Below are 20,508 nucleotides of genomic sequence, written 5' to 3' on the forward strand. Positions count from 1 at the left end.
GACTTCTTTCTCTCTCACCCGGTGGATTATGGTTCCCTTAAGGTACCTGCTGGTGGCGTTAGCCGTGGTGGCTGCCACCGGCCTGGTTGCGGCCTGGCTGCAGGGGATCTTCGCGAGGAGCGGGCCCCTGATGGGCTGGGAGGACGCGCTAGAGCTCCGCAGAGCGCTGAGCGCGGGCAGGGCTTCGCTCACGTTCTCGGTTTACGCTAGGGAGCTCCCCCTTGCGGTGAACGTGACGCTCGACGGCAGGCCCTACAGGCTTCCCCTGAGGAGGGTGGTGGTCTACTTCAGGGCTAGGGACGCCCCCGTGTTCGAGGAGCCGCTGCTGCAGCTCTGGCGTGCGTGGGGCAACGGCTCGCACGCCGGCGCAGCCTCAGCCCTAGACGTGAGCGACGACGGTTCAACCATCTACATCAAGTACCTTGCTCTGAGCCCTAGAATCCAGGGTGGGGGCAGCAGCTTCTGCCTGGGGCAGGGCGCTGAAGACCCTACCTACAACCTCTCCTCCCTGAGCGGCGGCAGGGTGGATGTGCTGGGCGCTAGCTACGAGTGGAGCGGTAGGCGCGTAGTGAAGGTCATTAGGGTGGAGGTGGGGCCTTGTGGCGGCTGACGAGGCCCTCATCCTGCTGGCGGAGGCGGTGCTACTCGCGGGCCTGCTAGCGCTCTCGGCGAGGCTCTGGAGCGCTAGGTTCGACCCTTACCCTCAGCTCGTCGCGCAGCTGGTGAACAGCAGCCCGGTGGACGCGGAGCTGTACGCCGCGCTGCCGAAGCCCGTGAGAGTGGAGGCCTCGAGGGTCTGCCGCGCCGGCGAGTGCTACAGCATCACCCCGCTCGGAGCTGTCCACGGCTCAGCCTGGGACTGGCTACTCATCTACAAGCGCAGGGTCGCGGTCGCGGGCGGGTCACCCTAGCGCATCATCAAGAATAAATACTGAAGCCCCTCCTACCTCCTCGATGAGGCACCTGGAGGCTGCCGCTATCGGGCTGGTTTTCGCCGTGGCTGCTGCCCACATCGTCTCTCTAACTGCCCACCAGGTCGCGCCGGTGCACCACGCCTCAGCGCAGAGGGCACTGGCGTGGGCCCTTCTCAACGCGAGGGACACAGACGAGCTCGCGATCCTCACCCAGCAGGCTCTGGGGGAGCACGTAGCCGCGATCTACATCGACGGAGAGCTGAAGGCAGGTAAGGGGGGCGTGGGCGGCTCAGCGATCTGCTACGCGGCAGTCTTCTTCGAGCCCGCGGGCTACAGGGTCGTTAGGGTGTGCGCCTCGCCCTAGGTGGTGTGAGGGTGGGGAGGAGGAGGGGTCAGCTCGCCTTGATTGGCGTCATCGTGCTCGCAGCCACGCTGATCGCTCTCGTCGCGATGAGGACCCCGAACCCCTACGTGGCGTACGAGCGCGGCCACCTGCAGGCAGCCCAGCTCATCCACCTCGCGAGAACCTGCTTCTCCGGGACGTGCGACTACAGCAGGCTGCAGAGCCTCCTCGCCGTCACCGCTAGCGTCAACCGGAGCGAGCCGCTCCGCATGTACCCCACGAGCGCGGGCAGCCCCTTGAACAGCACTGCGCGGAGCGGGAGGGGCTGGGTGACCGAGTATAAGCTTACTTTCACGCTCGCTACGCCCGCTGGTGCTGAGCCCGTAGTGTACTACGCGAGGGTGGAGGGCCTGGGGGAGGAGGGCACCTACACGAAGACCGTCATGGTCAGCGGCACCCTGAAGACCGTAACGATGGTGAGGGTGCGCTTGAGGTACAGCAACAGCTACACCACGCCTTTCTTCAACGCGAGCCTACTCTGCCCCAGGCTGGGAGACCCGCAGGGGTACGCGGACTTCCTAACATTCGATCCTTCGAGCTGCGAGTGGCTGGTCGCCGTGCCGAGGGATTTCTCCACTCAGATCCCCCCGCCGCCGGGGCCTCCGCCTGCTCCGGCAGCCTTCTACGTCTACAAGCTGAGGGACGAGTGGGGCGTGCTCGTGCCAGTGTACCACAGGGGTGGTTAGAGTGGGGGAGGGGTACGCGCGCCTGCGCCTCGAGGTGGGTTTCGAATCCAGGCCGAAGAGGACTTGGGTGAAGATCTGGTTCCTCGAGCCTGTCGAGGGGACGCCGGAGGAGGTGAGGAGGAAGTGGGAGGAGGTGGTGAAGAAGCTCGAGGAGGAGTTCCCGGAGTACGATGACTGGGAGATACCCGCCTGGCTCGCCTACACCGGTCGCGTGAGGCGGGGCCGGGGGGAGAGGTGCTGCCGGCTCGAGGTGGTGCTGCCGAAGGGCTTCTACTACGCCGAGGTCTACGCGAGGGACTACGCTCCTGCGGGCTTTAAGTTCCGCCTCACCGGCGACGTGGAGGTGTCCATCGAGCTCCTCAAGAGGGAGGGGAGGGACGACTTCTACTACATGGGCACCTACTACCCCAGGCGGAGCGAGAAAGAGGCGCCGAGGGGTGGTTGAGGTGGAGAGGCTCCTCCTCTACTTGGTGGTTGCGGCCGCGGTCCTCGCGGCGCTATCGGCGGCGAGGCTGAGGCAGCAGCCGGACTACTGCAGCGAAGCAGAGAGGCTCGCAGCCGCGGTGCTCGCAGTGTACCAGTCGAGGGGGTGGGTGGTGGACACCTTCACCCTCGACCGGGTGGTGGTGAACAGCACCGGCCTCTACCACCCGGGCTGCAAAGTAGCGGCCAAGCTTCCCATGGCGAACTCGACGATACTCATGGGGAAAAATCGTCTTATGCTGAGCGCTTCAGGTGGTAAGGTTTATATATTTAACCCTTAATCTTCAGGAAAAAATCTTTCTTTTTACTTCTTTTATTGCACTTTTTTCCTTCATGCTGGCTTCCGGTCACGGAAGAACTCTCCGGTAAAAGCTATATCGCTACTGCTTCCTTTCAGGTTAGCGCGGAGAATGCCGGCCAATCTACCCCCCGAAGCTAGAGCTAAGTGGAGAAGGGTGATGGAGGCTAGAAGTCCGGAGGAGAAGCTGATAGCCTTGCAGGAGTTTCTCTCAGCAGTTCCCAAGCATAAGGGTACAGAGCGCCTGCGGATGCAAGTGACGAGGCAGATAGCATCCCTTAGGCGTGAGATTGAAGAGCGTAAGAAGAGGAAGGGGGGAGGGGAGCATTTCTTCCTCGAAAAAGAAGGAGATATTCAAGTCGTCCTCCTTGGGCTACCTGGCAGCGGTAAGACAGAGGTCTTTAACTGCTTAGCGGGCTTATCCGTGCTGGACGAGCCCAGAAAACCAGTGCCAGGCGTTCGCATCTGGGAGGGAGTGTACTTTCAGCTCGTAAACACGCCACCCCTCATCGAAGGAGCTGACGTGACTTCTCGCGTACTAGCCCTAGCCAGGAACGCTGATGCACTTATCGTGGTTATCAACACCAGGATGGATGTCTATTACCAGCTGAGTGTTCTTTCTAAGCTTCTCGAAGAGGGGAAAATTGCTGTGAAGAAACCCCGCTGTACAGTCACCATTGAGAGGAAGGCCACAGGCGGTATAGTGCTTGTAGGCAGGCTTGTGGGAGCTACCTTGCAGGAGCTAGCAGCGCTTCTAAGGGATTACGGAGTGCACCACGCTATCGTGAGGATAGAGGGTGAAGCGACGCTTGATGACGTGGAAGAAGCTTTGTTCGGGTCAACCCTATACAAGCCCACGCTCCTGGTCTCCTGGGGAGGTCGCCTGGCGGACTCAGCTTCTCTCAGCGGCGTGCCCGTGGTGAGCGCAAGCAGTTGCGAAAGCTTAGACTTCAGCAGCATGGCCCACTACTTTCTTCGATCGCTAGACCTTATCCGCGTCTACACGAGGAACCCGAAGACCGGAGTGGTAGAAACCCGCCCAGTGCTCGTGAAGCGGGGTACGCGCGTGGTGGAGGTCGCTAAGATAATTCACAGCGATCTCTACGAGAACTTCAAGTTCGCGAAAGTGTGGAGCACCAGGTTCGAGTTCAACCCCAGGAGGGTGGGCAGGGACTACGTTCCCGAGGACGGCGATGTTGTTGAAATCGTCGCCTAGCTGATGAAAGCTTAATTACCGAGCCGGGCAAAGGCACCCTGGGGTTATGTCCGAGAAGCAGGAAGTTGAGCTTCGTGTCGCGGAGGCGCGCTCTAGAGATGTCGGCAGAGGCATTGTACGCCTGGATCGCAGCATAATGAGCAGGCTCGGTTTAGAGCCGGGTGACATCGTCGAGATTGAGGGGAAGAAGCTGACCGCAGCGGTCGTGTGGCCTCAAGCGCTCGAGGACGAAGGCTCAGGAATCGTCAGGATGGACGGGTACATCAGGCGCAATGCCGGCGTGAGCGTAGGCGATACCGTTAAAGTGAGGAAGGCTAAGTCTGCCCCGGCCCGCAGGGTAGTTCTCGCCCCCGCGTCCCAGTTTTTCATCGAGACGAGCCCGGACCTAGCAGAGTACGTTAAGAGCAAGCTTCTGGGGAGGCCCCTGGTGCGGGGCAATGTCGTCGAGATACCTCTCTTCAGCTCAGCTCTGCCTTTCACAGTGGTATCCACGTTGCCAGCGCAGGTCGTGCAGGTTACCGAGTCTACGGAGATTGTGATAAAGAGCGAGCCTGGCGCTGCAGAGGTTTCGATTCCTCGAGTAACCTACGAGGACATCGGTGACCTGGAAGAAGCGAAGCAAAAAGTCCGGGAGATGGTCGAGCTGCCTCTGCGGCACCCAGAGCTCTTCAAGCATCTGGGCATCGACCCACCCAAGGGAGTGCTCTTCTACGGTCCACCGGGCACGGGTAAGACCCTCCTGGCTAAAGCCGTGGCGAATGAGACGGGTGCGTACTTCATCTCGATAAATGGCCCCGAGATTATGAGCAAGTTCTACGGTGAGAGTGAGCAGCGGCTTAGAGAAATTTTCGAGGAAGCCCAGAAGAACGCGCCTGCGATTATCTTTATCGACGAGATTGATGCTATAGCGCCGAAACGTGAAGAAGTAACTGGTGAAGTTGAGAAAAGAGTCGTTGCACAGCTCCTAGCACTCATGGACGGGCTGAAGGAGCGCGGCCAGGTCGTAGTGATTGCCGCGACGAACCGTCCAGACGACATTGACCCAGCCTTAAGGAGGCCCGGGAGGTTTGACCGAGAGATAGCTTTCCCGGTGCCCGATAGGAGGGCGCGGAGAGAGATCCTGCAGGTTCATACGAGAAACATGCCGCTGGCCGAGGATGTGAACCTGGATGAGTTGGCCGAGATGACGCACGGCTTCACGGGTGCGGACCTGGCGGCTTTGTGCCGAGAAGCTGCGATGAGAGCTCTGAGAAGGTACCTTCCGAGGATAAACATCGAGAGCGAGAAGATACCGGCGGAGGTCCTCAAGGAGATGAAGGTGACCAGGTCGGACTTCTTCGAGGCACTAAAGGATGTTCAGCCGAGCGCGCTCAGGGAAGTTTACATCGAGGTTCCTGAAGTTCGCTGGGATGATATCGGTGGGCTTGAGGATGTGAAGCAGCAGCTTAGAGAAGCGGTCGAGTGGCCGCTCAAACACCCCGAGTTCTTTAGAGAGATGGGCATCGACCCGCCTAAGGGTATTCTGCTCTATGGTCCACCGGGCACGGGTAAGACCCTCCTGGCTAAAGCCGTAGCCACGGAGAGCGAAGCAAACTTCATTGGCGTAAGGGGACCTGAGGTCCTCAGCAAGTGGGTCGGCGAGAGTGAGAAGGCAGTTAGGGAGATATTCCGCAAAGCCAGGCAAGCAGCGCCATGCGTGGTCTTCTTCGACGAGATCGACTCGATAGCCCCTAGGAGAGGGCAGAGGTTCGACTCCGGAGTTACTGATCGCATAGTCAACCAGTTGTTGACGGAGATGGATGGTTTGGAGAGGCTTGAGGGTGTGGTGGTGATTGGTGCGACGAATCGTCCGGATATTTTGGATCCTGCTTTGCTCCGCCCCGGCCGTTTCGACCGCTTAATTTACGTGCCGCCGCCCGACGAGAAAGCTCGCTTCGAGATTTTGAAAGTTCACACGAGGAGAATGCCTCTCGCAGAAGACGTTAACCTCGCAGAACTAGCAAAACGCACAGAAGGCTACACAGGCGCGGACCTTGCGGCTGTGTGCAAGGAGGCTGCCCTAGCTGCCCTGCGCGAGGCGGGTAGACCGACTAAAGTTACCATGAGCCACTTCCTCAAAGCTCTCGACGCGATAAAGCCGAGCATCACGAAGGAGGATTTGATACGTTTCCAGAGGCTCGCCGAGGAGTTCAAGCGCATGGTAGGCTAGGCGGTTGCGCAGCGCGGGTCAGCCGAGAATTCGTGAGCTCACCCCTCGCCTTTGGTACCCGTCATCATCCTCGCGCAATACATTGAAGCGCGAGCCGCTGTTATAGGCTTACTGGTGCCGCGGCGTGGCAAAGGCGAGAGGGTACTTCGCGGGGTTTTCGCTGAAAAGCGACGTAGGGCTAAGCAGCGACGATGTCGTGCTCTTCAAAACTGTTTCGCAGCAGCCGGAGCTCTTCGAGAGCGTAGGCATGATTGCCTTGCCGACGGTTTCGGACTACCGCGCAGGCAAAGCTAGGAAGGCGAGGATCCACGTGGTCTACTACAAGTCGCAGTCGGACTACTTGCTCCTCACGCGCCCCCTCTCCGCGAACCTCGAGGAGGTGGTGAGCTTCGCTAGCAGCTTGCGGGGCAGCTCCAGCGATTTAAAGATCTTCGCTTCCCTAGCCTCTGATCGCATCACCGGGTTTGAGCGGTTAATCCGAGCTTTCGGCGGCTCCGTGGATGGCTATGAGATCGACCTGGGGTTAATGTTCCACCTCTACGGGATGCGGAGAGGGTTCGAATCCTTCGCGATCGATCTTCTCGAGGAGCTAGTAAGGAGAGCGGACCGCCCCCTTCTCGCGAAAGTCTCCCCCGGCATCCCGATGAGCGAAGACTTCCTCAAGCTTGTGGTCGAAACCGGGATCAGCGGCCTAGTCTTCTCCCCCCATGTAGCCTACAGCATAGGCAGCGAACTTTTCCGCGCTCATTCACCCCTTCTCTCCCGAGTGTTCTCGCACGCGTGGGCTCGCCTCTCAGCCAGCCTTAGCCTATCAACAGCTTACATAACGGATGTGCCTCCCGCGCTGCTCGACGAGTTGGACCCCGCGAGAGCGTTCGACGTTCTCCTCCTCGACGTCGCAGCACTGCTCGGCTACGTGAAGATTCGAGAAGGGGCCGGGGCTCCTATGCCGCTCCGCTGGATTGAGGCTGCAGAGGGTGCTTACCCTACTCTCGATTGGGAGGATAGGGAGTGCGCCTACGCGTGTCCCTTCGCCGCATTTGCTGGTGCGGGGAAGGGGGGACTTCTCGCCGCTAGGGAGGAGAGATGCGACTTCTGCGGGCTTTGCCTCTCAGCGTGTAAAACCGCGAAGCTGACGCGTGTGCTAACTCCCGAGTGATAGCGGGTCGCTTGAAGGGTCGTGAAGCCTCAGGAACTATCGCTCGGGCGAGCTCACCCGAGCTGGAGAAGCTCGAGGCTATGCTACTGGCCTCCCTGGGCGTAGAAGGAAGAGTCTGCCTGCAAAGCGGTTAAAGTGAGGTAGAAGTACTTCTCAGCTTCCTTCTCCGATCGAACACCCAGGTAGACCTCCGAGAAGGCTTTCGCGATGTTTTTCAGCTCGCTGGTCGCTTCCTGAAGGCTCATTCCCAGCTCGGAGCATACCATGTGCCAGCTCTTCGCCTGCAGGACTTTCGCCACCAGCAAAAGCTTCTGCCTACGCGTGAGCTCGGGGCGGATCTTCGCCCTAAAGTAGTGTTTTGCTAGCTCTACGAGCACATCCATGCAGTTCTCGGCAGTCATGTCGCTCCACGCGTACATCAGGAACCTAGCTACCTGGAGTAGCCTGAGCTGGAGAACCGCATCTTCGCTGGGCAGCGACTCCAGCAGCAGGAGAGCGCTCCCCGTCTCGAGATCGAAGTATGGTGTCGCTAGGCTGCCGAGAATCTTCTCCCTAAACTCTCTAGCGAAAACGCTCACCAGTCTCTTAGCACGCTCGGATAAGGGTTTGATCACCAGCACGCTGTACTCCCCGCTGACGGGGTTCTTCTCGGGGCTCATGTGAACCGGGATGTACCCGTTCCTAACCCAGAACCTCAGCAGTTCTTCGGTGACGCCGAAGCCGGCGCCCACCCAGTCTAGCCCCCTGCTCTCAGCTTCCTTCTCAAGCATCTGCAGCGCTAGACTGCCCAGGCCACGCCGCATCACAGCCGGATGGGTGGCGATCCTCACTACCCTGATCCCCCTCAGTTCGCCGAAGTCGAGAACCTTGTAGTGCTTGATGAGTCTGTCAGGTATTATGTTACCCATAATCCAGGCACCCCTCGCCGAAGCTTTCACTGTTTCATCGTCCATACCGCCCTCCACGGCTAGCTCCATCGAGACGACAACCTTACCGCTCGGCGTTTTCAGCATGCGGGCGAAGTGGTGAGGCGCGTTCATTATCATCCCGAGGTCGTTCGGGTTATTCCTGTAGTGCGACAGCACGTAGATCCCGAAAAACTGGCGAAGCTCATCCTCCCGGTCGAGGAAGAAGTCCTCACCGGGCGAGTAGTAAGTCACCTTCATCGCCTCGATATCCTTGAAGTCCTCCTCCGTCAGCGCCGCCGGCTCTGCATCCAAGAGAAGCGTGTCAAAGACCCACTTCTCGATCGGGTCGCCCTGAGCGTAGCGGATGGGCTCGCTCATCTCGTACTCGAGCACCTCCACGTCCGGCTCGCTGCGCAGCCGCCTGAGGAACCTCACGGAGAATCCTCTGCCCGCCCCCTCGTACCCGTGGATCGTGGAGGAGAACACGATCTTGTCGAATCGCTCAAGCATCTTGAAGAGTAGGGGGACGCTGATCGAGGCCGCCTCATCCACAAGGAGGATATCTCCTCTCGCTTTCGCGGCTTCCACCGGAGGAAGGTACTCCAGCTCAATACCTTTACTGTGCAGCGCAACGACGTTTTCCCCCTTCTCCTCAATTTCTAGGGGGTGCTTGTACATCTCTAAAACTCTCCGGGAGAATCTGAACACTTCCTGCACGTTCAGCTCGGAGGGAGCGGTCAGTATGACCCTGCACCTTCCCTTAGCCCTCCTAAGGCGGTGGGCAAGCCACCCTACACCTATACCTACAACGGAGGACTTGCCTCTCCCTCTATCTGCGGTGAGCACGAGGACAAGCTTTCTCCCCTCCCGCTTCTCGTAGAATCTCTCCAGAAGCTTCAAGACCTCTACTTGATCCTGCGTTAAAGCCATCTTATAGACCCGCGCCGGGATCCTGCTCTTTTCGGGAAACAGGAGAGTTCTCTTCCCGGGCTCGACATACGTGGTCGGCGAGTACTTTCTCAGGAACATTTTTGCGTCTGCATCGTATATCGCTATCCCCTCGTGCTGCAACAGCTTCTGAAGGAACCTCTTCTCGAACAGCTTCCTCACATCTCTCACGGTGTAGCCTGGAGTGACGAGGTTGAGCTGGAACCTCGTAACGACCTCTGGAATCTTCTTGAAAGGTGGAATTAGAAGGATGTAGAGCCCTCCACCTCTCACCACACCCATTATCCTGCCCAAGTCGTTGGGCTCGAGGTTGTTCACGAGGTCGGCCACGCAGGCGGAGTACGTGCGGCCGAGAATCCTGTCGAGCTCGTGGTACGACACGTACTCTACTTCAACCTCCTTAGGCGCGCCTCGGCTGAAGAGCTCCTTCCTCATAGCTCCGTCGGAGTAAAAAGCGTGGTAGGTGTAGAGTACTGGGTCACGCGCCACTAGGTCCCTGACCTCGTAGAGGAAGTCCAGAGCCGCCGTCACTAGCTTTGAATCATCCTCGCTGGTGATGACTAGCATTCTCCTGTGCCCGAGCTTAGCTGCGCTTACAAGCTCCTCCCTGACTTCAGCGAGGTGTTCCTCCGGGATTAACGGCACCGCGACACCCCAGTTAAATGCAAAGTTACGCGCCTCGCCTTTTAATGCTTCCACGCTAAGCTAGCTCCACGCGGAGCCAGCTCAGAACCCCTGCGCGGGAGGGTCTTCAGGCTTCACTATATCGCGCAGAAGAGTTGTGGCGTACATGCCCTTCCTGAGGGTGAAGACGAGCCTAACCGTGGAGCCCTCAGCCGCGTAGCTCACCTCCAGGGGTTTAAGCGCCGCTAAGCGGTAAGTGCCGCCGGAGGAGGCCTCAGGCATGCTTTTCAACCGAAAAGCCGCCAGATCCAAACCTTCCTCGCGTAGAAGCTCCCTGGCAAGCTCGCCCGGCTTGCCCGAAGGAAGTTGAGAGTTGTACCCGAAGATAGGTAGGAGCAGGGCAGCGTGCCCCTCGCTTATCCACCTATTCACCTTATCAACTACAGCGCTGTTCACAAGCAGAACTCCCGAGGGCTCGTGGGTCTTCCTGTCGGAGAAGAAACCCACGATATCTCCCGGCACAGCGTAGACGAAGGAAAGCCCCTCCTCTATCCTCCTGCTGAGCAGCCGGTTGAAGAGGTAGGCCTGGTAAGCTCCTATGAAGAGCTTCCTCACGTACGTCGACAGCGCGCGGAAAGCACCTACGTAGTCGCCGGGGTGCTCAGCCAGGTAAGCTATTACAGCCTTCTCGTTGTGCATAGTCCTCGGGAACATCGAGAGAGTGCCCTTGTAGTCGCCTGTCTCCGCGAGGTAGCGGCGCACCCTCTTGGCTCTCTCCGACTCTTTCTCGTACACCGTTAGCAGAAGTTTCTCCACCGCTAGCTCGTACTCTCCCAGGAGGATGTGCTTGCCGACGATATGCGTGATAGGCCTCACACTCCCGAACCTCTGGTAGCCGTAATAGTTGGGTAAACCACCCACCTGTTTGAGGTGCTGGACAGCCTCCGCCACTGCGTCGACATTCCTCACGTCACGAATAACCACCTCGAAGCGGTTCCCGAACAATAGGCCGGGTCTAAGCCGGAAAGGCCTCCGGAAAAAGCAGTGAAGCTTAACTCTCGAGTGCTTGGAGTTGAACTCCTCTACCTTAACGGGGTCCAGCTCCAAGGGCACTGAGACGAACTGGTAGGTGATAGCGGTTGTGTCCTTGAGCCCAGCCACGCCGACGCTCCCCTTGGGCAACCCGAAGAACTTCTCGATAGCGCGGACTGCTGTAAGCGTATCCACCTTCCTCTTCTCCATCACAAGCCACGTGTACTCCCCCGACCCCCCCTCGTCCCCGCAGCGAGGCGAAGCGACCGCTCCATCAACACTGACCTCGAACACGAGGAAGTCTCCAAGCTCTCTTCGGAGAAAACCCCCGCTACCGGGTGTTTCAAGCCCGTAATACTCCATACCGAGAGCGATATCCAGTGGGACGCTGCAGCGCAACGGCACCGCTAGCACCTAGAGCAATTTTAGCTTACCTGTAACGCGGTCAACCAGCTCGGAGGGGGCGGGGCCTATACCCGCCGCAGTTACCGTGCCCGGCGGAAGCTGCGTGAGTCCCCGATCCCTCACCACCGCTACTGGGAGGCCCAGCGCTCGGGCTTCCCTGCACACCGACCTAAGCTCTTCGAGGCTGCTAACTTTGACAACTACCTTCTTCTGGCCGCTGCGGAGCCATTCCACAGCCCACTCGCGGCGCTTTCTCCACGCTTTGAGGAAAGCGCTCAGAGATGCGTGCGCGCCCTGAGCCACCATCTTCCCCTTTCCCATCTCGACATCCTTCCTTATTACGATGACTTGCTTCATCTCGCTCACTACAGCCACCCACGACGCCCGGCAAGCGCTTCTGCCGTCTCTGCCAGCTTGAGTGCAGCTCGCCGAGCCGCTTCCTCACTCGTGGAGGCGCTACCCCTTATATTCACGCATGAGGAGAGCTTCGCACCACCCCGCGCTCTTCGGTGTGAATTTTAAAGAAAACCCTCAACCCACCTAGCCTCTACTAGCTTCTCTTGTACCCTATCTTCCTGAGGAAGTCTACTCTCTTCTTCTTATCGGCTTCCCCTTCTACCCCGACAACCGTGAAGCCGTCTATCACGCCGAGCACACCCCTACCCTGGTCTGTCTCGGCGACTATCACTTGGACCGGATTAGCGCTTGCGCAGTAGATGTGTGCAACCTCTTGAACCATCTTCAGCTGATTCAAGAGGTTGATGGGCCATGCATCCCTTACGAGTAGCACGAAAACGTGTCCCGCCCCGATCCTCTGCGCGTTCTCTATAGCGGCCTTGACGAGCTCCTCGTCATTTCCATCGTATCTGACTAGCCTGTCCCCGGAAGCCTCGTTGAACGCTAAGCCGAATTTCGCGCCCGGAACACTAGTAACCACAACCTCCGCTATATCCTCGACCGACTTGATGAAGTGTGTCTGCCCAATGATGATGTTGGCCTTCTCGGGAATCAACATTCTGACGATTTCAAGCCTTACGCTCACATGATGTCTACCACCTTCGGCGAAAAATAAGCTTTGCCAGACCTCGAGAGAAAAGTCTATTTAAGCGAGAGTACTCGAAGCTGCTCGTGATCAACGACGCGCTAACGTGCATGTGGGAGAATTGCCAGCGCCAGCCAGAGATCATTCTCGAGACCGGGAAGCTGAGCCTAGCTCTCTGCCGCGAGCACTTCACCAACGTTGTGAAGAGGCTCGCGAAAGCCGCGGAAACGAGGGGCAGCATCACCCCCGGAGCGCTGAAAGTTGAAAAGCTTCCAGGCGGGAAGGTGAGGCTAACCGTGCGGAGGAAGAGACTTAAGCGCGGCTAGCTGCCTCGCGATGATTTCTCTCAATTTCTCGTAAGTCTCCTTGTCTATTACAGACCCGTGGAAGCACTCTTCAAGCTCACGGGCCTTAGCCTCGATATCCTCTTCCCTCACTTCGGCGGGCACGCCCATCCTCCGCGAGTGCAGAATCGTCATCTCGGTAAGCTCCTCTAGAAGTATCCACAGCTCGCCGAGCTCCTTGACGAGCGCTGGTGTCTCCGCGCTCAGCACTTCGAGTCTCCGTTTCGCCTTAGCCTCGCTGACTAACCCAAGCTCCACTTTCAAGCTTAGCTCCCGCACTTCCTCCAGGTTCACTCTAATCATGGCCTTGAGCACGCTGATTCTCTCGTAGAGCAGAGGTCTTAGCCGCTCCCATTCTCTAATAGCTGTTCTCGCACCCTCAACATAGTTCTGCCACAGGTTCTCTGCTCTTTCGAATAATCGGGCAACCTCACCCGCGCTATCAGCCAGGCTCATAGCTCCTCAACCTCCTCCCGTATCTTTTCAAGCCTCCTTATCTTCTCCTCTATCTCGCTCTTTAACCGCTCGTACACGTCTCTCGGTATCTCGCCGCTCTTGAACTTCTGCTCCAATTTTGAGAGAGCGATTCTCATTTTAGCGATCTCGGGTTTAACCTCAGTGGCTTTCACCCGCTTAAAGTGAGGAATAACAGCCCTATCCAGGTCTGCGAGCTTTCTCTCGAGCAGCTCCTTGGAGCTCAGCCTCTGTGCGAGCTCTGCGTCGAGCCTACTCCTCACCTCCTCGTACTCTTTCTCACTCAACACGCCCAGCTTGAGCCTGGCCTCCAGCCTCTCAATCTCCGCTTCGTACGCCTCGATGGCTTTCTCAAGGCCGAGGATGTCCTTCCTGAGCTTTTCGCGCACCTCCTCCCAGCTATCCACAATTGCCCGCGCCTCCCGCTCGTACTCCTCCCACATTTTCCCGAGGTCAACTGCCCTCCTCACCAGCTCCTCTACCTCGTCTGCAGCCGCCACGGGCTGCGGTGGGGGAGGGGGCCGGAGCTCTGTGGTCACGCGGGGCTCTTCGCGGATCTCCACCGCAGCAACTGCTTGCTGCGGCACCTGAGGGGGCTGCGGGGCCCTCCTTTTCTCCTCCTGCTTCTTGTAAAACTCACAGCTCCAGTAGTCGGCCACGCAGGGTAGGAAGGCGGGATCCACCTCTGCACCGCCGGCAAACTTGCAGTAGAACTTGTTGCCTGTGCGGTAAAGCCCTGGGCACACGCCACGCGATGACATGTACGTGCCACTCACTGATTGTGAACTACACCGATATATGAGGGTAATTCCTAAACCTGCAGCAGCTAGCGAAACGATGCCGGGTTTGGTGAGCACCACGTGAAAGCCAGGGGGAGGGGTGGGTCGCGTGTCGGCTGAGGGTAAGGAGTGCATCTTCTACCAGCTCACCGCTTCTGGTTACAGATGCGTGCTTATGGGGCCGGAGGAGTGGAGGGGGGCAAGCGACAGGCTCCTAAGCTACTGCAAGTCGGGTGGAAGCGGTTGCCCGAAGAGGCGTGCCCTGGAGGGCAAGAAGATGTCGAACAGCTGCGGTTTCAAGAAGGGCGCTGCCGATGAGCTGCTTCACTAGAGGAGAAAAGCTACTAGTGCTGGGGACCTCCCTCGCTGTGACGGGAGCACTAGCCATTGCCGCCACTCGCTCGTCGGCGGCCGGCGCGTGGCTCCCCCTAACCCTCGTAGTAGCCCCCCTCGTCACCGCTCTATCGGCGCTCGCTAAGCGTAGGCGAATGAGTGAGCTCGCGGTAGCTTTTGCGGCGCCGGTATCGGCGCTCGCCGCGTCGCCGGCTGTGGTTATCGCGGCGTCAGGCATCGTGGAGGCTGTAAAGTCTGGAGGTTTCTCCTACGTGGTCGCAAGGAACTTGTTCGAGAGCCTGGGGGCATCGTTCTGGTACGTAGCGCTAGCAGTTTCCGCGTCAATGTTCCTGGCATCGCTCCTAGTGCTATCGACAGCTATCGGAGCCGTCGCGGTCAACGATGTGGATGCCAGGCTGCTCGCTGAGCGGGCTTCGCGGGCACTGGGAGGGGAACCCCGCTGGGCTTTTCTCGGCTTTCTTCTCGGCCTCCTCATCCCCCTCTTTTCCGCGTGGCATACTCGAAGCTCTAACGAGGCGCAGCTCTACCTGTACTTTGCGCTGCCGGCAGCTCTCCTCACTTCACCGCTACCCGTGTCTCTCTCCTTTCTCCTGTACGCCGCTCTCCCGCTACCCCGGAACGGGCTCCTGCTGGGTGCCACGCTCGGCTGCGCTTTTCACGCTGCAGCTTCCCGAGCGTTGTACGGGAGGCGTGCCGCCGCGGAGGGCTACTGGGGCTTATTCCAGCTCGCTCTAGCGGCTCTAATCCTTTCTCTCGCGTTCTTCACCCTCGTGGGGCCCACCTTCCCAGCGTACATGCTCTCATTCCTGCTCCTCTCATTGGCAGCGGGGGCTGCCGCCACCTCCCTCGAGAGCACGGGGTTCAGCCTCAGCGTGGCTCTCCTCGTATTACTATCGCAGCGGTTAGCTGCAGAGGCAGAGGCGCTTCCCGGCGTGGAGGTCGCTGCAAGCTGGCTTTTCCCACTTATACTCTCAGCTTCCCTCGCTGCGCTTGTGCAGCTGCATCTGCGATGGTTCTCGCGCGAGGTCGAGTACTGTGAACCGGGATTACTGCTCGCAGCAGCTCCCGTGGCTGCAGGCCTCCTCGCGATTCCTTACTACGCGGCCGCATTCTCCTGGCCGCCTCCAGCCCTCAGGAGATACGAGGTGAGTGCTCCGGCCGTGCTGCTACCCTTGCTCGTCTCCGCGGGGGGTTTGGCGGCTCAGGCTCTGGCTAGGAGCGCGACCGGCAGCTTCCTTTCCCTCGCTGCAGCTGCCGCCCCCTTTCACCCGTCAGGCATGCTTTTAGCGGCGCTTCTCGGGGATCAGCTCCGCGACCCCTCCTCCCTAATGTTCATCGCTGGCCTTACAGCGCTGAAGATCCTCCTCACCGTAGTTAAGCCTGGAGCCGTGCGGAGCATCTCCGGAGGAGCTAGCGCGGGCGCCGGCCTAGGACTGGTGGCTCTGGCCCTTCTCCGCTTCGCTTAAATAGCTCGCGAGTGCTCAGGCTGCGGTGCTTTCGCCTTATGCACGTAAAAAGGGAGGAGGCCGTTAGGCGGGCAAGCTCGCTGCTTTCCAAAGCTCTCTACTTCAACCTAGCGGTCGTGCTGGTGCCGCCGCTCTACATCTTGCTTGCGAAGAGTATCGATGCCGGAACTTACGCTGCGCTGGCTTTTCTCGCGCTCTCGCTAGCGTCACTATTCGTAACCTGGCACGCTAGGAGGGCTGTAGAAGACTACGACTTCGACTCAGCACTTTCGACGCTAAACTTCGGAGTTGCTCTCGGCTTACTGGGCGGGGCAGTAGTCGTCGGCGTACTCGCGCTGAAGGCACGTAACATTTTAAAGACGATCTAGCCGAAGGCAGGGTCGGCGGTGGTTAGCGTGAGCAGCCAGCCGGAACCGCCCAGGCCCGTGGTTACCAGCCCGGTGCTCAGAGTACACGCTAGGCTACCCCCCAGGCCGGTGAGGGAGGGTAAGGGGTTTAGCGAAGGTGAGGTGCGGGAGCTCGGGCTCACGGTGGCTGAAGCCAGGCTTCTGGGAATCTTCGTGGACAAGAGGAGGAAGAGCGTGCATCCCGAGAACGTGGAGAGGTTGCGCCAGTACCTCCTCGAGCTGAAGAGAGCCTTGGAGCAGGGCGCTGAGCCGCCGAGACCGGCTCTACCCGAGAAAGTTGTTGTGAAAGCGGATCCCACTAAAGTTTTCAAGGGGAAGACTGCGGCTGGGAGGCGCGGGAGGGGGCTTCTCTCGCTGAAGCTCCGCTACACTCACCACTACAAGTGGAAGAGGAAGCAGAGGGAGAGGCTGCTGAAGAAGAGGCATGAAGCGGCCCGCCACAAGGGCGGGGATTAAGCAGCCTTCTCGAGGTACTTCTTCTTCAAGTACTCCAGCAGCCTCTTCGAGTTTTCCCTCAGGAGCTTGGCTCCGCACTCGCGGCAGTAGTACTTGCCCTCGATTTTAGCCGCTACTTCGGGGCTACCGCACACGCTGCAGCGAACCTCCCCCACGCGTACCCCGCTCTTTCAGCGCCCTACTTCACATATGCTTTTCTAGCTGGCGCTGCGCGAAGGAAAGCAATATAAAGCGAGGCTAGTACCCTATCGCGTGAGCGCATCCTCCCTGAAGCTGGGTTCAACGCTTAGAGGGAACCCCCTCGACTACATACGCCGGGCGAATGGCAAGAACATCCTGGTGAAGCTAAAAGACGGGACAGAGTACATCGGAAGACTAAGGTTCCTCGACCGCTCTATGAATCTACTTCTCGACGAAGCGAAGGAGGTTAGCGATACCAACAAGCTCCTCGCCAACCTCGGCACGGTCTTCATCCGCGGGAGCAACCTGCTTTACGTTTCGCTCGATCTCAGCAAAGTCACCTTCTTCGAGCCCACCGAAGCCCAGAAGCGAGAGGAGCCCCAGCAGGGCAGCGAGGAGGATCAGGAGGATTAGCCTCGGGATGGGTCGGGCACTCCGGCAGGCTTGGGTGCCGATATTACTGCCGGTAATCTCCCAAAAACCATAAAAGTTGAAGCGGCTTCTGAAGCCTTTCGATGCCGAGAGAGATTAACGTCGAAAGAGTGGGCTACGCCCCGCCTGAGCGCCTTCCCGTCGAGATCGTTGAGAGGAAGGGCGTCGGGCACCCTGACTACATAGCCGACTCGGTCGCCGAGGCGGCGAGCCGCGAGCTATGCCGGTACTACCTAGAGCACTTCGGCAGGATTCTCCACCACAACCTGGACAAGGTCTTGGTTGTCGGCGGGCAGTCGGCTCCGAGGTACGGCGGCGGAGAGCTTCTGCAGCCGATCTACATCCTGGTTTCGGGGAGGGCTACAACCGAGGTTGTTCAGAGCGACGGCTCGAAGGTGAGCGTGCCTGTAGGCCCTCTAATCCTGAGAGCTGTGCGGAAGTGGCTCTCGAGCAGCTTCCGCTACCTTAACCCCGAGGAGCACACGATCATCGACTACAGGGTTGGCAAGGGCTCTGTAGACCTCGTCGACATATACTCCAGAGCCAGCGCCTATCCAGGAGCGAACGACACGTCGATGGGTGTCGGCTACGCCCCCCTGTCCACGACCGAGAGGCTCGTTCTGGAGGCGGAGAGGCTGCTGAACTCAGAGCGCGTGAAGCACGACTACCCGGCGATAGGGGAGGATGTGAAGGTGATGGGGGTTAGGAAGGGTGACAAGATATACCTGACGGTTGCAGCCGCCATAGTCTCGAGGCACGTGAGAAGCACTGCGGAGTACCTGGAAGTCAAGGAAGCGATAAGGAAGCTCGTCCTGGAGAAAGCTCACGAGATCACCGACAAAGAAGTTGAGGTCTACGTGAACACCGGCGACGACCCCTCTAAGGGGGACAAGGGAGGAGTCTACCTCGTCGTTACGGGCACGTCCGCGGAGCACGGCGACGACGGGGCGACGGGGCGCGGGAACAGGGCGAACGGCTTAATCACGCCTTTCAGGCCGATGTCGCTCGAAGCTACTGCGGGCAAGAACCCGGTGAGCCACGTAGGGAAGCTTTACAACATCGTCGCTTTCAACGCGGCGCAGGACATCGCCCAGCTGGACCGCGTCGAGGAAGTCTACGTCAAGCTGATCAGCCAGATCGGCAGGCCCATAAACGAGCCACTGCTCTCCTACATCGGCATCAACGCCCCCGAGGAGGTTGTCGCGAGGGTCCGGCACAAGGCTGAAGAGGTGCTCGCCGACCACCTCGACAGGATCAACAGGCTCTGGGAGAAGGTTCTGAGAGAGGAGGTCATGCTCTTCTGAAGAGTTCGGAAGCCCTCCGCCTCCTGTAATCCTCTAGCGCTTTTCTCAGCTTATCCGCCACGCTCCTCGCTCCCAGCTGCTCAACTGCTGCCTGCAGCTCGCTCCTGTCCACAGCCAGGAAGAGCTCGACCTCGCGTGCGGAGGGCAGCGCGCTGAGAGGGACGGCTACAACGCCGAGAGGCAGGCTCTCACAGAGGTCCCCCGGGGGCGATGCCCTCACTACAGCTACCAGCGGCCTCGAGGGATCCTTCACGCGGATCAGCGCCTCCCGGAGCTGGTCGCGGGGCCACTCCTTGTCCACGAAGATGACGGGGTCTAGCAGCGATGCCGGGTTAAACTCACCCCTCTCGAGCAGCTCGAGCGCGGCCGACAGCTTAAGTGCCGCGCACTTGCTACCGAGTACGATCTCGCGGAGCATTACCGCCAGGGAGGAAGCTCTCCGCTCAAGCTCAGCCTGCTTCTCCCTCGCTTCCTGCAGCTCCCTGCTCATCATGTCGATCCTCGCCTCGAGCTTGACGAGTGCCCCATCCCTGGCGCCTAGAGAGCTGCGAGCGCTGAGAAGCCTCTCCAGCGCTGCTGCCTTCTCCTCAAGCTCCTCCCTAACCTCTCTCAGCTCCCTTCTGAGGGCGTGGTTGTCCGCGGCCAGCTGCTCGACAAGCGCCTTGTAGAACTCCAAAGCGTGCTCCGCGCTCTCAGCGGGAAGCCGCTCGACCTCGGCTCTAGGCTCTAAGCCGAGGTACTTTCCAGCCGCTTTCACCACCGCGCTCGCTACAGGCTCCCCGCGCAAGACGAGGAGCTTAGCCTCGTCGAGGGGCACTGGGAGGGCCCTCCTCTCCGCCTCCCTCTCCACCTCCTCGAACTTCTCCCTGTACGAGAGAAACGCCTTGTAGGCTGCGGCGAGAGCGTCCCTCTGGTGGCTGTCCCTCACCTTCACCCCGGAGAGGCTGCTAGCCTCCCCGGCGAGGCGGCGCTTTTCATCCAAGCTGAGCGGCCTCGGCGGGGCGAAGAGCACGGCACCTAAGCTCGAAGCGAGCTTCCTCACGTAGGAGGGAGGCGGCTGCACATCCGTCGCCACGACGGCGGGACGGCCCAGCTCGCTGAGCGCCCTGGTCAGCTGGCTTCTGCCGAGCAGCCTCTTCGAGAACAAGGCGACCACGCTCCCCTTCAAGTCTAGCGCAGCAACCCCCGTAGTCGTGCCCGGGTCCACCCCCACGATGAGGACTCTCTCGGAGCGCCAAGCCCTCCTGGCAGACTTAGAGGTGAGGGGTCTGTACTCGACTCTCTCCCTCTTCACGGGCTCGATCTCGACGAATAGGTCGTGCCCGCTCTCACGGCGCACAACCCCGGCGAGCGCTTCCCGAGGCGCGTACACCACGAAGGTCGCTCCCGTGAGCCCCTCGCCAGACTTCCTGGCGAACAGGTCGTAGTCGAGCCCAGCCCTCTCGAGCGCTTCCCGTATCTCGCTCACCTTCCTCTTCACGAGGAGCTCGATGCCACGCTTGAAGCGCTCCCTGCTCATCCCCCCGGGACCGGGGACCCTGCCCCTCCCCACCTTTATGAGTGTCTCCTCCTCGAAGAGGAGGACCTCGGAGCCCACGCCGTGGTACGCGAGGAGCGCAGCCACCTCCGCGGTCTCGAGAGGGGAAAGCTTCCCCCCGCGGAGCCCGGTGAGCGCGCAGAGCGCCTCTACGCTCAGCCGCTCGCCCGCTACCCGCGTGACTTCCACGAGCTTTAGGCTTGCCGGAAGAACCTTCAGCAGCTTCGCGATCTCCTCCTCGCTCCCCAGCTCGCCGAGGTTGTCTACCGCGATCGCCTCCGCGCCCTGCTGGGCCGCTAGGGCCAGCGCCTCCCCGCGCGAGAGCCCCTCCCACCTGCCCACCACCCTGCCCTCGCTGACGAGAACGCAGGCGAAAGCCGGCTCCCCCTTCTCCGGAGAGCTCCCGGGCAGGATGTCGAGGCCGAGAACCTTCCTGAAAGCCACGCTG

The 20,508-nt window shown here is 59.8% G+C and carries 24 protein-coding genes; 16 read left to right on the forward strand and 8 right to left on the reverse strand.

Annotated elements, in window-relative coordinates:
• Positions 1–28: 28 nt before the first annotated feature.
• The 9 genes from QXU72_06205 (at position 29) to QXU72_06245 (ending at position 7,368) form a co-directional block, all read left to right on the forward strand.
• On the forward strand, positions 29–610 hold the full coding sequence (locus QXU72_06205) for a hypothetical protein (protein MEM0494831.1): 582 nt from the start codon (positions 29–31) through the stop codon (positions 608–610).
• Positions 600–911: a hypothetical protein gene (locus QXU72_06210; GenBank protein MEM0494832.1), complete on the forward strand. Its 312-nt coding sequence runs from the start codon at positions 600–602 to the stop codon at positions 909–911. The genes QXU72_06205 and QXU72_06210 overlap by 11 nt, the downstream gene beginning before the upstream one ends.
• 43 nt (positions 912–954) lie before the next feature.
• A complete protein-coding gene (locus QXU72_06215) occupies positions 955–1,278 on the forward strand; it encodes a hypothetical protein (protein MEM0494833.1) in 324 nt (107 codons plus the stop codon).
• Positions 1,279–1,289: 11 nt separating this feature from the next.
• Complete coding sequence (locus QXU72_06220) at positions 1,290–2,003, forward strand: hypothetical protein (GenBank protein MEM0494834.1); 714 nt, start codon at positions 1,290–1,292, stop codon at positions 2,001–2,003.
• Between the two features lies 1 nt (position 2,004).
• The gene (locus QXU72_06225; GenBank protein ID MEM0494835.1) at positions 2,005–2,448 is read left to right on the forward strand and encodes a hypothetical protein; all 444 of its coding nucleotides are present in this window, start codon (positions 2,005–2,007) and stop codon (positions 2,446–2,448) included.
• Position 2,449: 1 nt separating this feature from the next.
• Positions 2,450–2,767, forward strand: coding sequence for a hypothetical protein (locus QXU72_06230; GenBank protein ID MEM0494836.1), 318 nt, complete (start codon positions 2,450–2,452; stop codon positions 2,765–2,767).
• Between the two features lie 129 nt (positions 2,768–2,896).
• Positions 2,897–4,000: a TGS domain-containing protein gene (locus QXU72_06235; protein ID MEM0494837.1), complete on the forward strand. Its 1,104-nt coding sequence runs from the start codon at positions 2,897–2,899 to the stop codon at positions 3,998–4,000.
• Between the two features lie 46 nt (positions 4,001–4,046).
• A complete protein-coding gene (locus QXU72_06240; GenBank protein ID MEM0494838.1) occupies positions 4,047–6,209 on the forward strand; it encodes a CDC48 family AAA ATPase in 2,163 nt (720 codons plus the stop codon).
• Between the two features lie 124 nt (positions 6,210–6,333).
• Entirely contained in the window at positions 6,334–7,368 is a 1,035-nt protein-coding gene (locus tag QXU72_06245) for a 4Fe-4S dicluster domain-containing protein (protein MEM0494839.1), read from the forward strand.
• Positions 7,369–7,451: 83 nt separating this feature from the next.
• Here QXU72_06245 and QXU72_06250 read toward each other — a convergent pair whose 3' ends face one another.
• The 4 genes from QXU72_06250 to QXU72_06265 all read right to left on the reverse strand — a co-directional run bounded on the left by QXU72_06250 (position 7,452) and on the right by QXU72_06265 (position 12,327).
• The gene (locus QXU72_06250) at positions 7,452–9,869 is read right to left on the reverse strand and encodes a GNAT family N-acetyltransferase (GenBank protein ID MEM0494840.1); all 2,418 of its coding nucleotides are present in this window, start codon (positions 9,867–9,869) and stop codon (positions 7,452–7,454) included.
• 81 nt (positions 9,870–9,950) lie between these two features.
• Positions 9,951–11,285, reverse strand: a complete 1,335-nt coding sequence (truD, locus tag QXU72_06255; GenBank protein MEM0494841.1) for a tRNA pseudouridine(13) synthase TruD — start codon at positions 11,283–11,285, stop codon at positions 9,951–9,953.
• A 9-nt stretch (positions 11,286–11,294) separates the two neighbouring features.
• Positions 11,295–11,642, reverse strand: coding sequence for a peptidyl-tRNA hydrolase Pth2 (pth2, locus tag QXU72_06260; GenBank protein ID MEM0494842.1), 348 nt, complete (start codon positions 11,640–11,642; stop codon positions 11,295–11,297).
• A gap of 193 nt (positions 11,643–11,835) precedes the next feature.
• Complete coding sequence (locus tag QXU72_06265; GenBank protein MEM0494843.1) at positions 11,836–12,327, reverse strand: adenosine-specific kinase; 492 nt, start codon at positions 12,325–12,327, stop codon at positions 11,836–11,838.
• Positions 12,328–12,413: 86 nt separating this feature from the next.
• Between QXU72_06265 and QXU72_06270 the strand changes: the two genes are divergently transcribed.
• Positions 12,414–12,653 (forward strand): hypothetical protein, encoded by a 240-nt coding sequence (locus QXU72_06270; protein ID MEM0494844.1) that lies wholly within the window; start codon positions 12,414–12,416, stop codon positions 12,651–12,653.
• On the opposite strand, the gene QXU72_06275 is transcribed toward QXU72_06270, so the two are convergent.
• Both QXU72_06275 and QXU72_06280 read right to left on the reverse strand, forming a co-directional pair.
• The gene (locus tag QXU72_06275; protein ID MEM0494845.1) at positions 12,618–13,127 is read right to left on the reverse strand and encodes a hypothetical protein; all 510 of its coding nucleotides are present in this window, start codon (positions 13,125–13,127) and stop codon (positions 12,618–12,620) included. The genes QXU72_06270 and QXU72_06275 overlap by 36 nt on opposite strands.
• Entirely contained in the window at positions 13,124–13,906 is a 783-nt protein-coding gene (locus QXU72_06280; GenBank protein MEM0494846.1) for a hypothetical protein, read from the reverse strand. The genes QXU72_06275 and QXU72_06280 overlap by 4 nt, the downstream gene beginning before the upstream one ends.
• Before the next feature lie 127 nt (positions 13,907–14,033).
• Here QXU72_06280 and QXU72_06285 point away from each other — a divergent pair, with 127 nt between their 5' ends.
• Genes QXU72_06285 through QXU72_06300 form a run of 4 tightly spaced genes read left to right on the forward strand, consistent with a single transcriptional unit; the run spans position 14,034 to position 16,607 of the window.
• On the forward strand, positions 14,034–14,255 hold the full coding sequence (locus QXU72_06285; GenBank protein ID MEM0494847.1) for a hypothetical protein: 222 nt from the start codon (positions 14,034–14,036) through the stop codon (positions 14,253–14,255).
• Positions 14,239–15,744, forward strand: coding sequence for a hypothetical protein (locus QXU72_06290; GenBank protein MEM0494848.1), 1,506 nt, complete (start codon positions 14,239–14,241; stop codon positions 15,742–15,744). Before QXU72_06285 ends, QXU72_06290 begins: the two co-directional genes overlap by 17 nt.
• 38 nt (positions 15,745–15,782) lie before the next feature.
• Positions 15,783–16,112, forward strand: coding sequence for a hypothetical protein (locus tag QXU72_06295; GenBank protein MEM0494849.1), 330 nt, complete (start codon positions 15,783–15,785; stop codon positions 16,110–16,112).
• Between the two features lie 18 nt (positions 16,113–16,130).
• The gene (locus QXU72_06300; GenBank protein MEM0494850.1) at positions 16,131–16,607 is read left to right on the forward strand and encodes a ribosomal protein L13e; all 477 of its coding nucleotides are present in this window, start codon (positions 16,131–16,133) and stop codon (positions 16,605–16,607) included.
• Here QXU72_06300 and QXU72_06305 read toward each other — a convergent pair.
• Positions 16,604–16,762, reverse strand: coding sequence for a TFIIB-type zinc finger domain-containing protein (locus tag QXU72_06305; protein MEM0494851.1), 159 nt, complete (start codon positions 16,760–16,762; stop codon positions 16,604–16,606). The genes QXU72_06300 and QXU72_06305 overlap by 4 nt on opposite strands.
• A 97-nt stretch (positions 16,763–16,859) precedes the next feature.
• Between QXU72_06305 and QXU72_06310 the strand changes: the two genes are divergently transcribed.
• Together QXU72_06310 and QXU72_06315 are read left to right on the forward strand one after the other, a co-directional pair.
• Positions 16,860–17,201, forward strand: a complete 342-nt coding sequence (locus tag QXU72_06310; GenBank protein ID MEM0494852.1) for a U6 snRNA-associated Sm-like protein LSm6 — start codon at positions 16,860–16,862, stop codon at positions 17,199–17,201.
• 101 nt (positions 17,202–17,302) lie between these two features.
• Positions 17,303–18,523 carry a methionine adenosyltransferase gene (locus QXU72_06315; protein MEM0494853.1) on the forward strand — a complete coding sequence of 407 codons (1,221 nt, stop codon included), beginning with the start codon at positions 17,303–17,305 and terminating at the stop codon, positions 18,521–18,523.
• Here the strand turns inward: QXU72_06315 and QXU72_06320 are convergent.
• Positions 18,510–20,504: a DUF460 domain-containing protein gene (locus QXU72_06320; protein MEM0494854.1), complete on the reverse strand. Its 1,995-nt coding sequence runs from the start codon at positions 20,502–20,504 to the stop codon at positions 18,510–18,512. The two genes, QXU72_06315 and QXU72_06320, sit on opposite strands and share 14 nt — an antisense overlap.
• Between the last annotated feature and the right edge of the window lie 4 nt (positions 20,505–20,508).

Source organism: Thermofilum sp., assembly GCA_038741495.1.
GTDB lineage: Archaea > Thermoproteota > Thermoprotei > Thermofilales > Thermofilaceae > Thermofilum.

Bases quoted from the DNA above. Each gene is read 5' to 3' on its own strand.
- QXU72_06205 (MEM0494831.1), top strand. From the start codon at position 29: ATGGTTCCCTTAAGGTACCTGCTGGTGGCGTTAGCCGTGGTGGCTGCC.
- QXU72_06215 (MEM0494833.1), top strand. From the start codon at position 955: ATGAGGCACCTGGAGGCTGCCGCTATCGGGCTGGTTTTCGCCGTGGCT.
- QXU72_06235 (MEM0494837.1), top strand. From the start codon at position 2,897: ATGCCGGCCAATCTACCCCCCGAAGCTAGAGCTAAGTGGAGAAGGGTG.
- QXU72_06240 (MEM0494838.1), top strand. From the start codon at position 4,047: ATGTCCGAGAAGCAGGAAGTTGAGCTTCGTGTCGCGGAGGCGCGCTCT.
- pth2 (MEM0494842.1), bottom strand. From the start codon at position 11,642: ATGAAGCAAGTCATCGTAATAAGGAAGGATGTCGAGATGGGAAAGGGG.
- QXU72_06275 (MEM0494845.1), bottom strand. From the start codon at position 13,127: ATGAGCCTGGCTGATAGCGCGGGTGAGGTTGCCCGATTATTCGAAAGA.
- QXU72_06280 (MEM0494846.1), bottom strand. From the start codon at position 13,906: ATGTCATCGCGTGGCGTGTGCCCAGGGCTTTACCGCACAGGCAACAAG.
- QXU72_06290 (MEM0494848.1), top strand. From the start codon at position 14,239: ATGAGCTGCTTCACTAGAGGAGAAAAGCTACTAGTGCTGGGGACCTCC.
- QXU72_06295 (MEM0494849.1), top strand. From the start codon at position 15,783: ATGCACGTAAAAAGGGAGGAGGCCGTTAGGCGGGCAAGCTCGCTGCTT.
- QXU72_06315 (MEM0494853.1), top strand. From the start codon at position 17,303: ATGCCGAGAGAGATTAACGTCGAAAGAGTGGGCTACGCCCCGCCTGAG.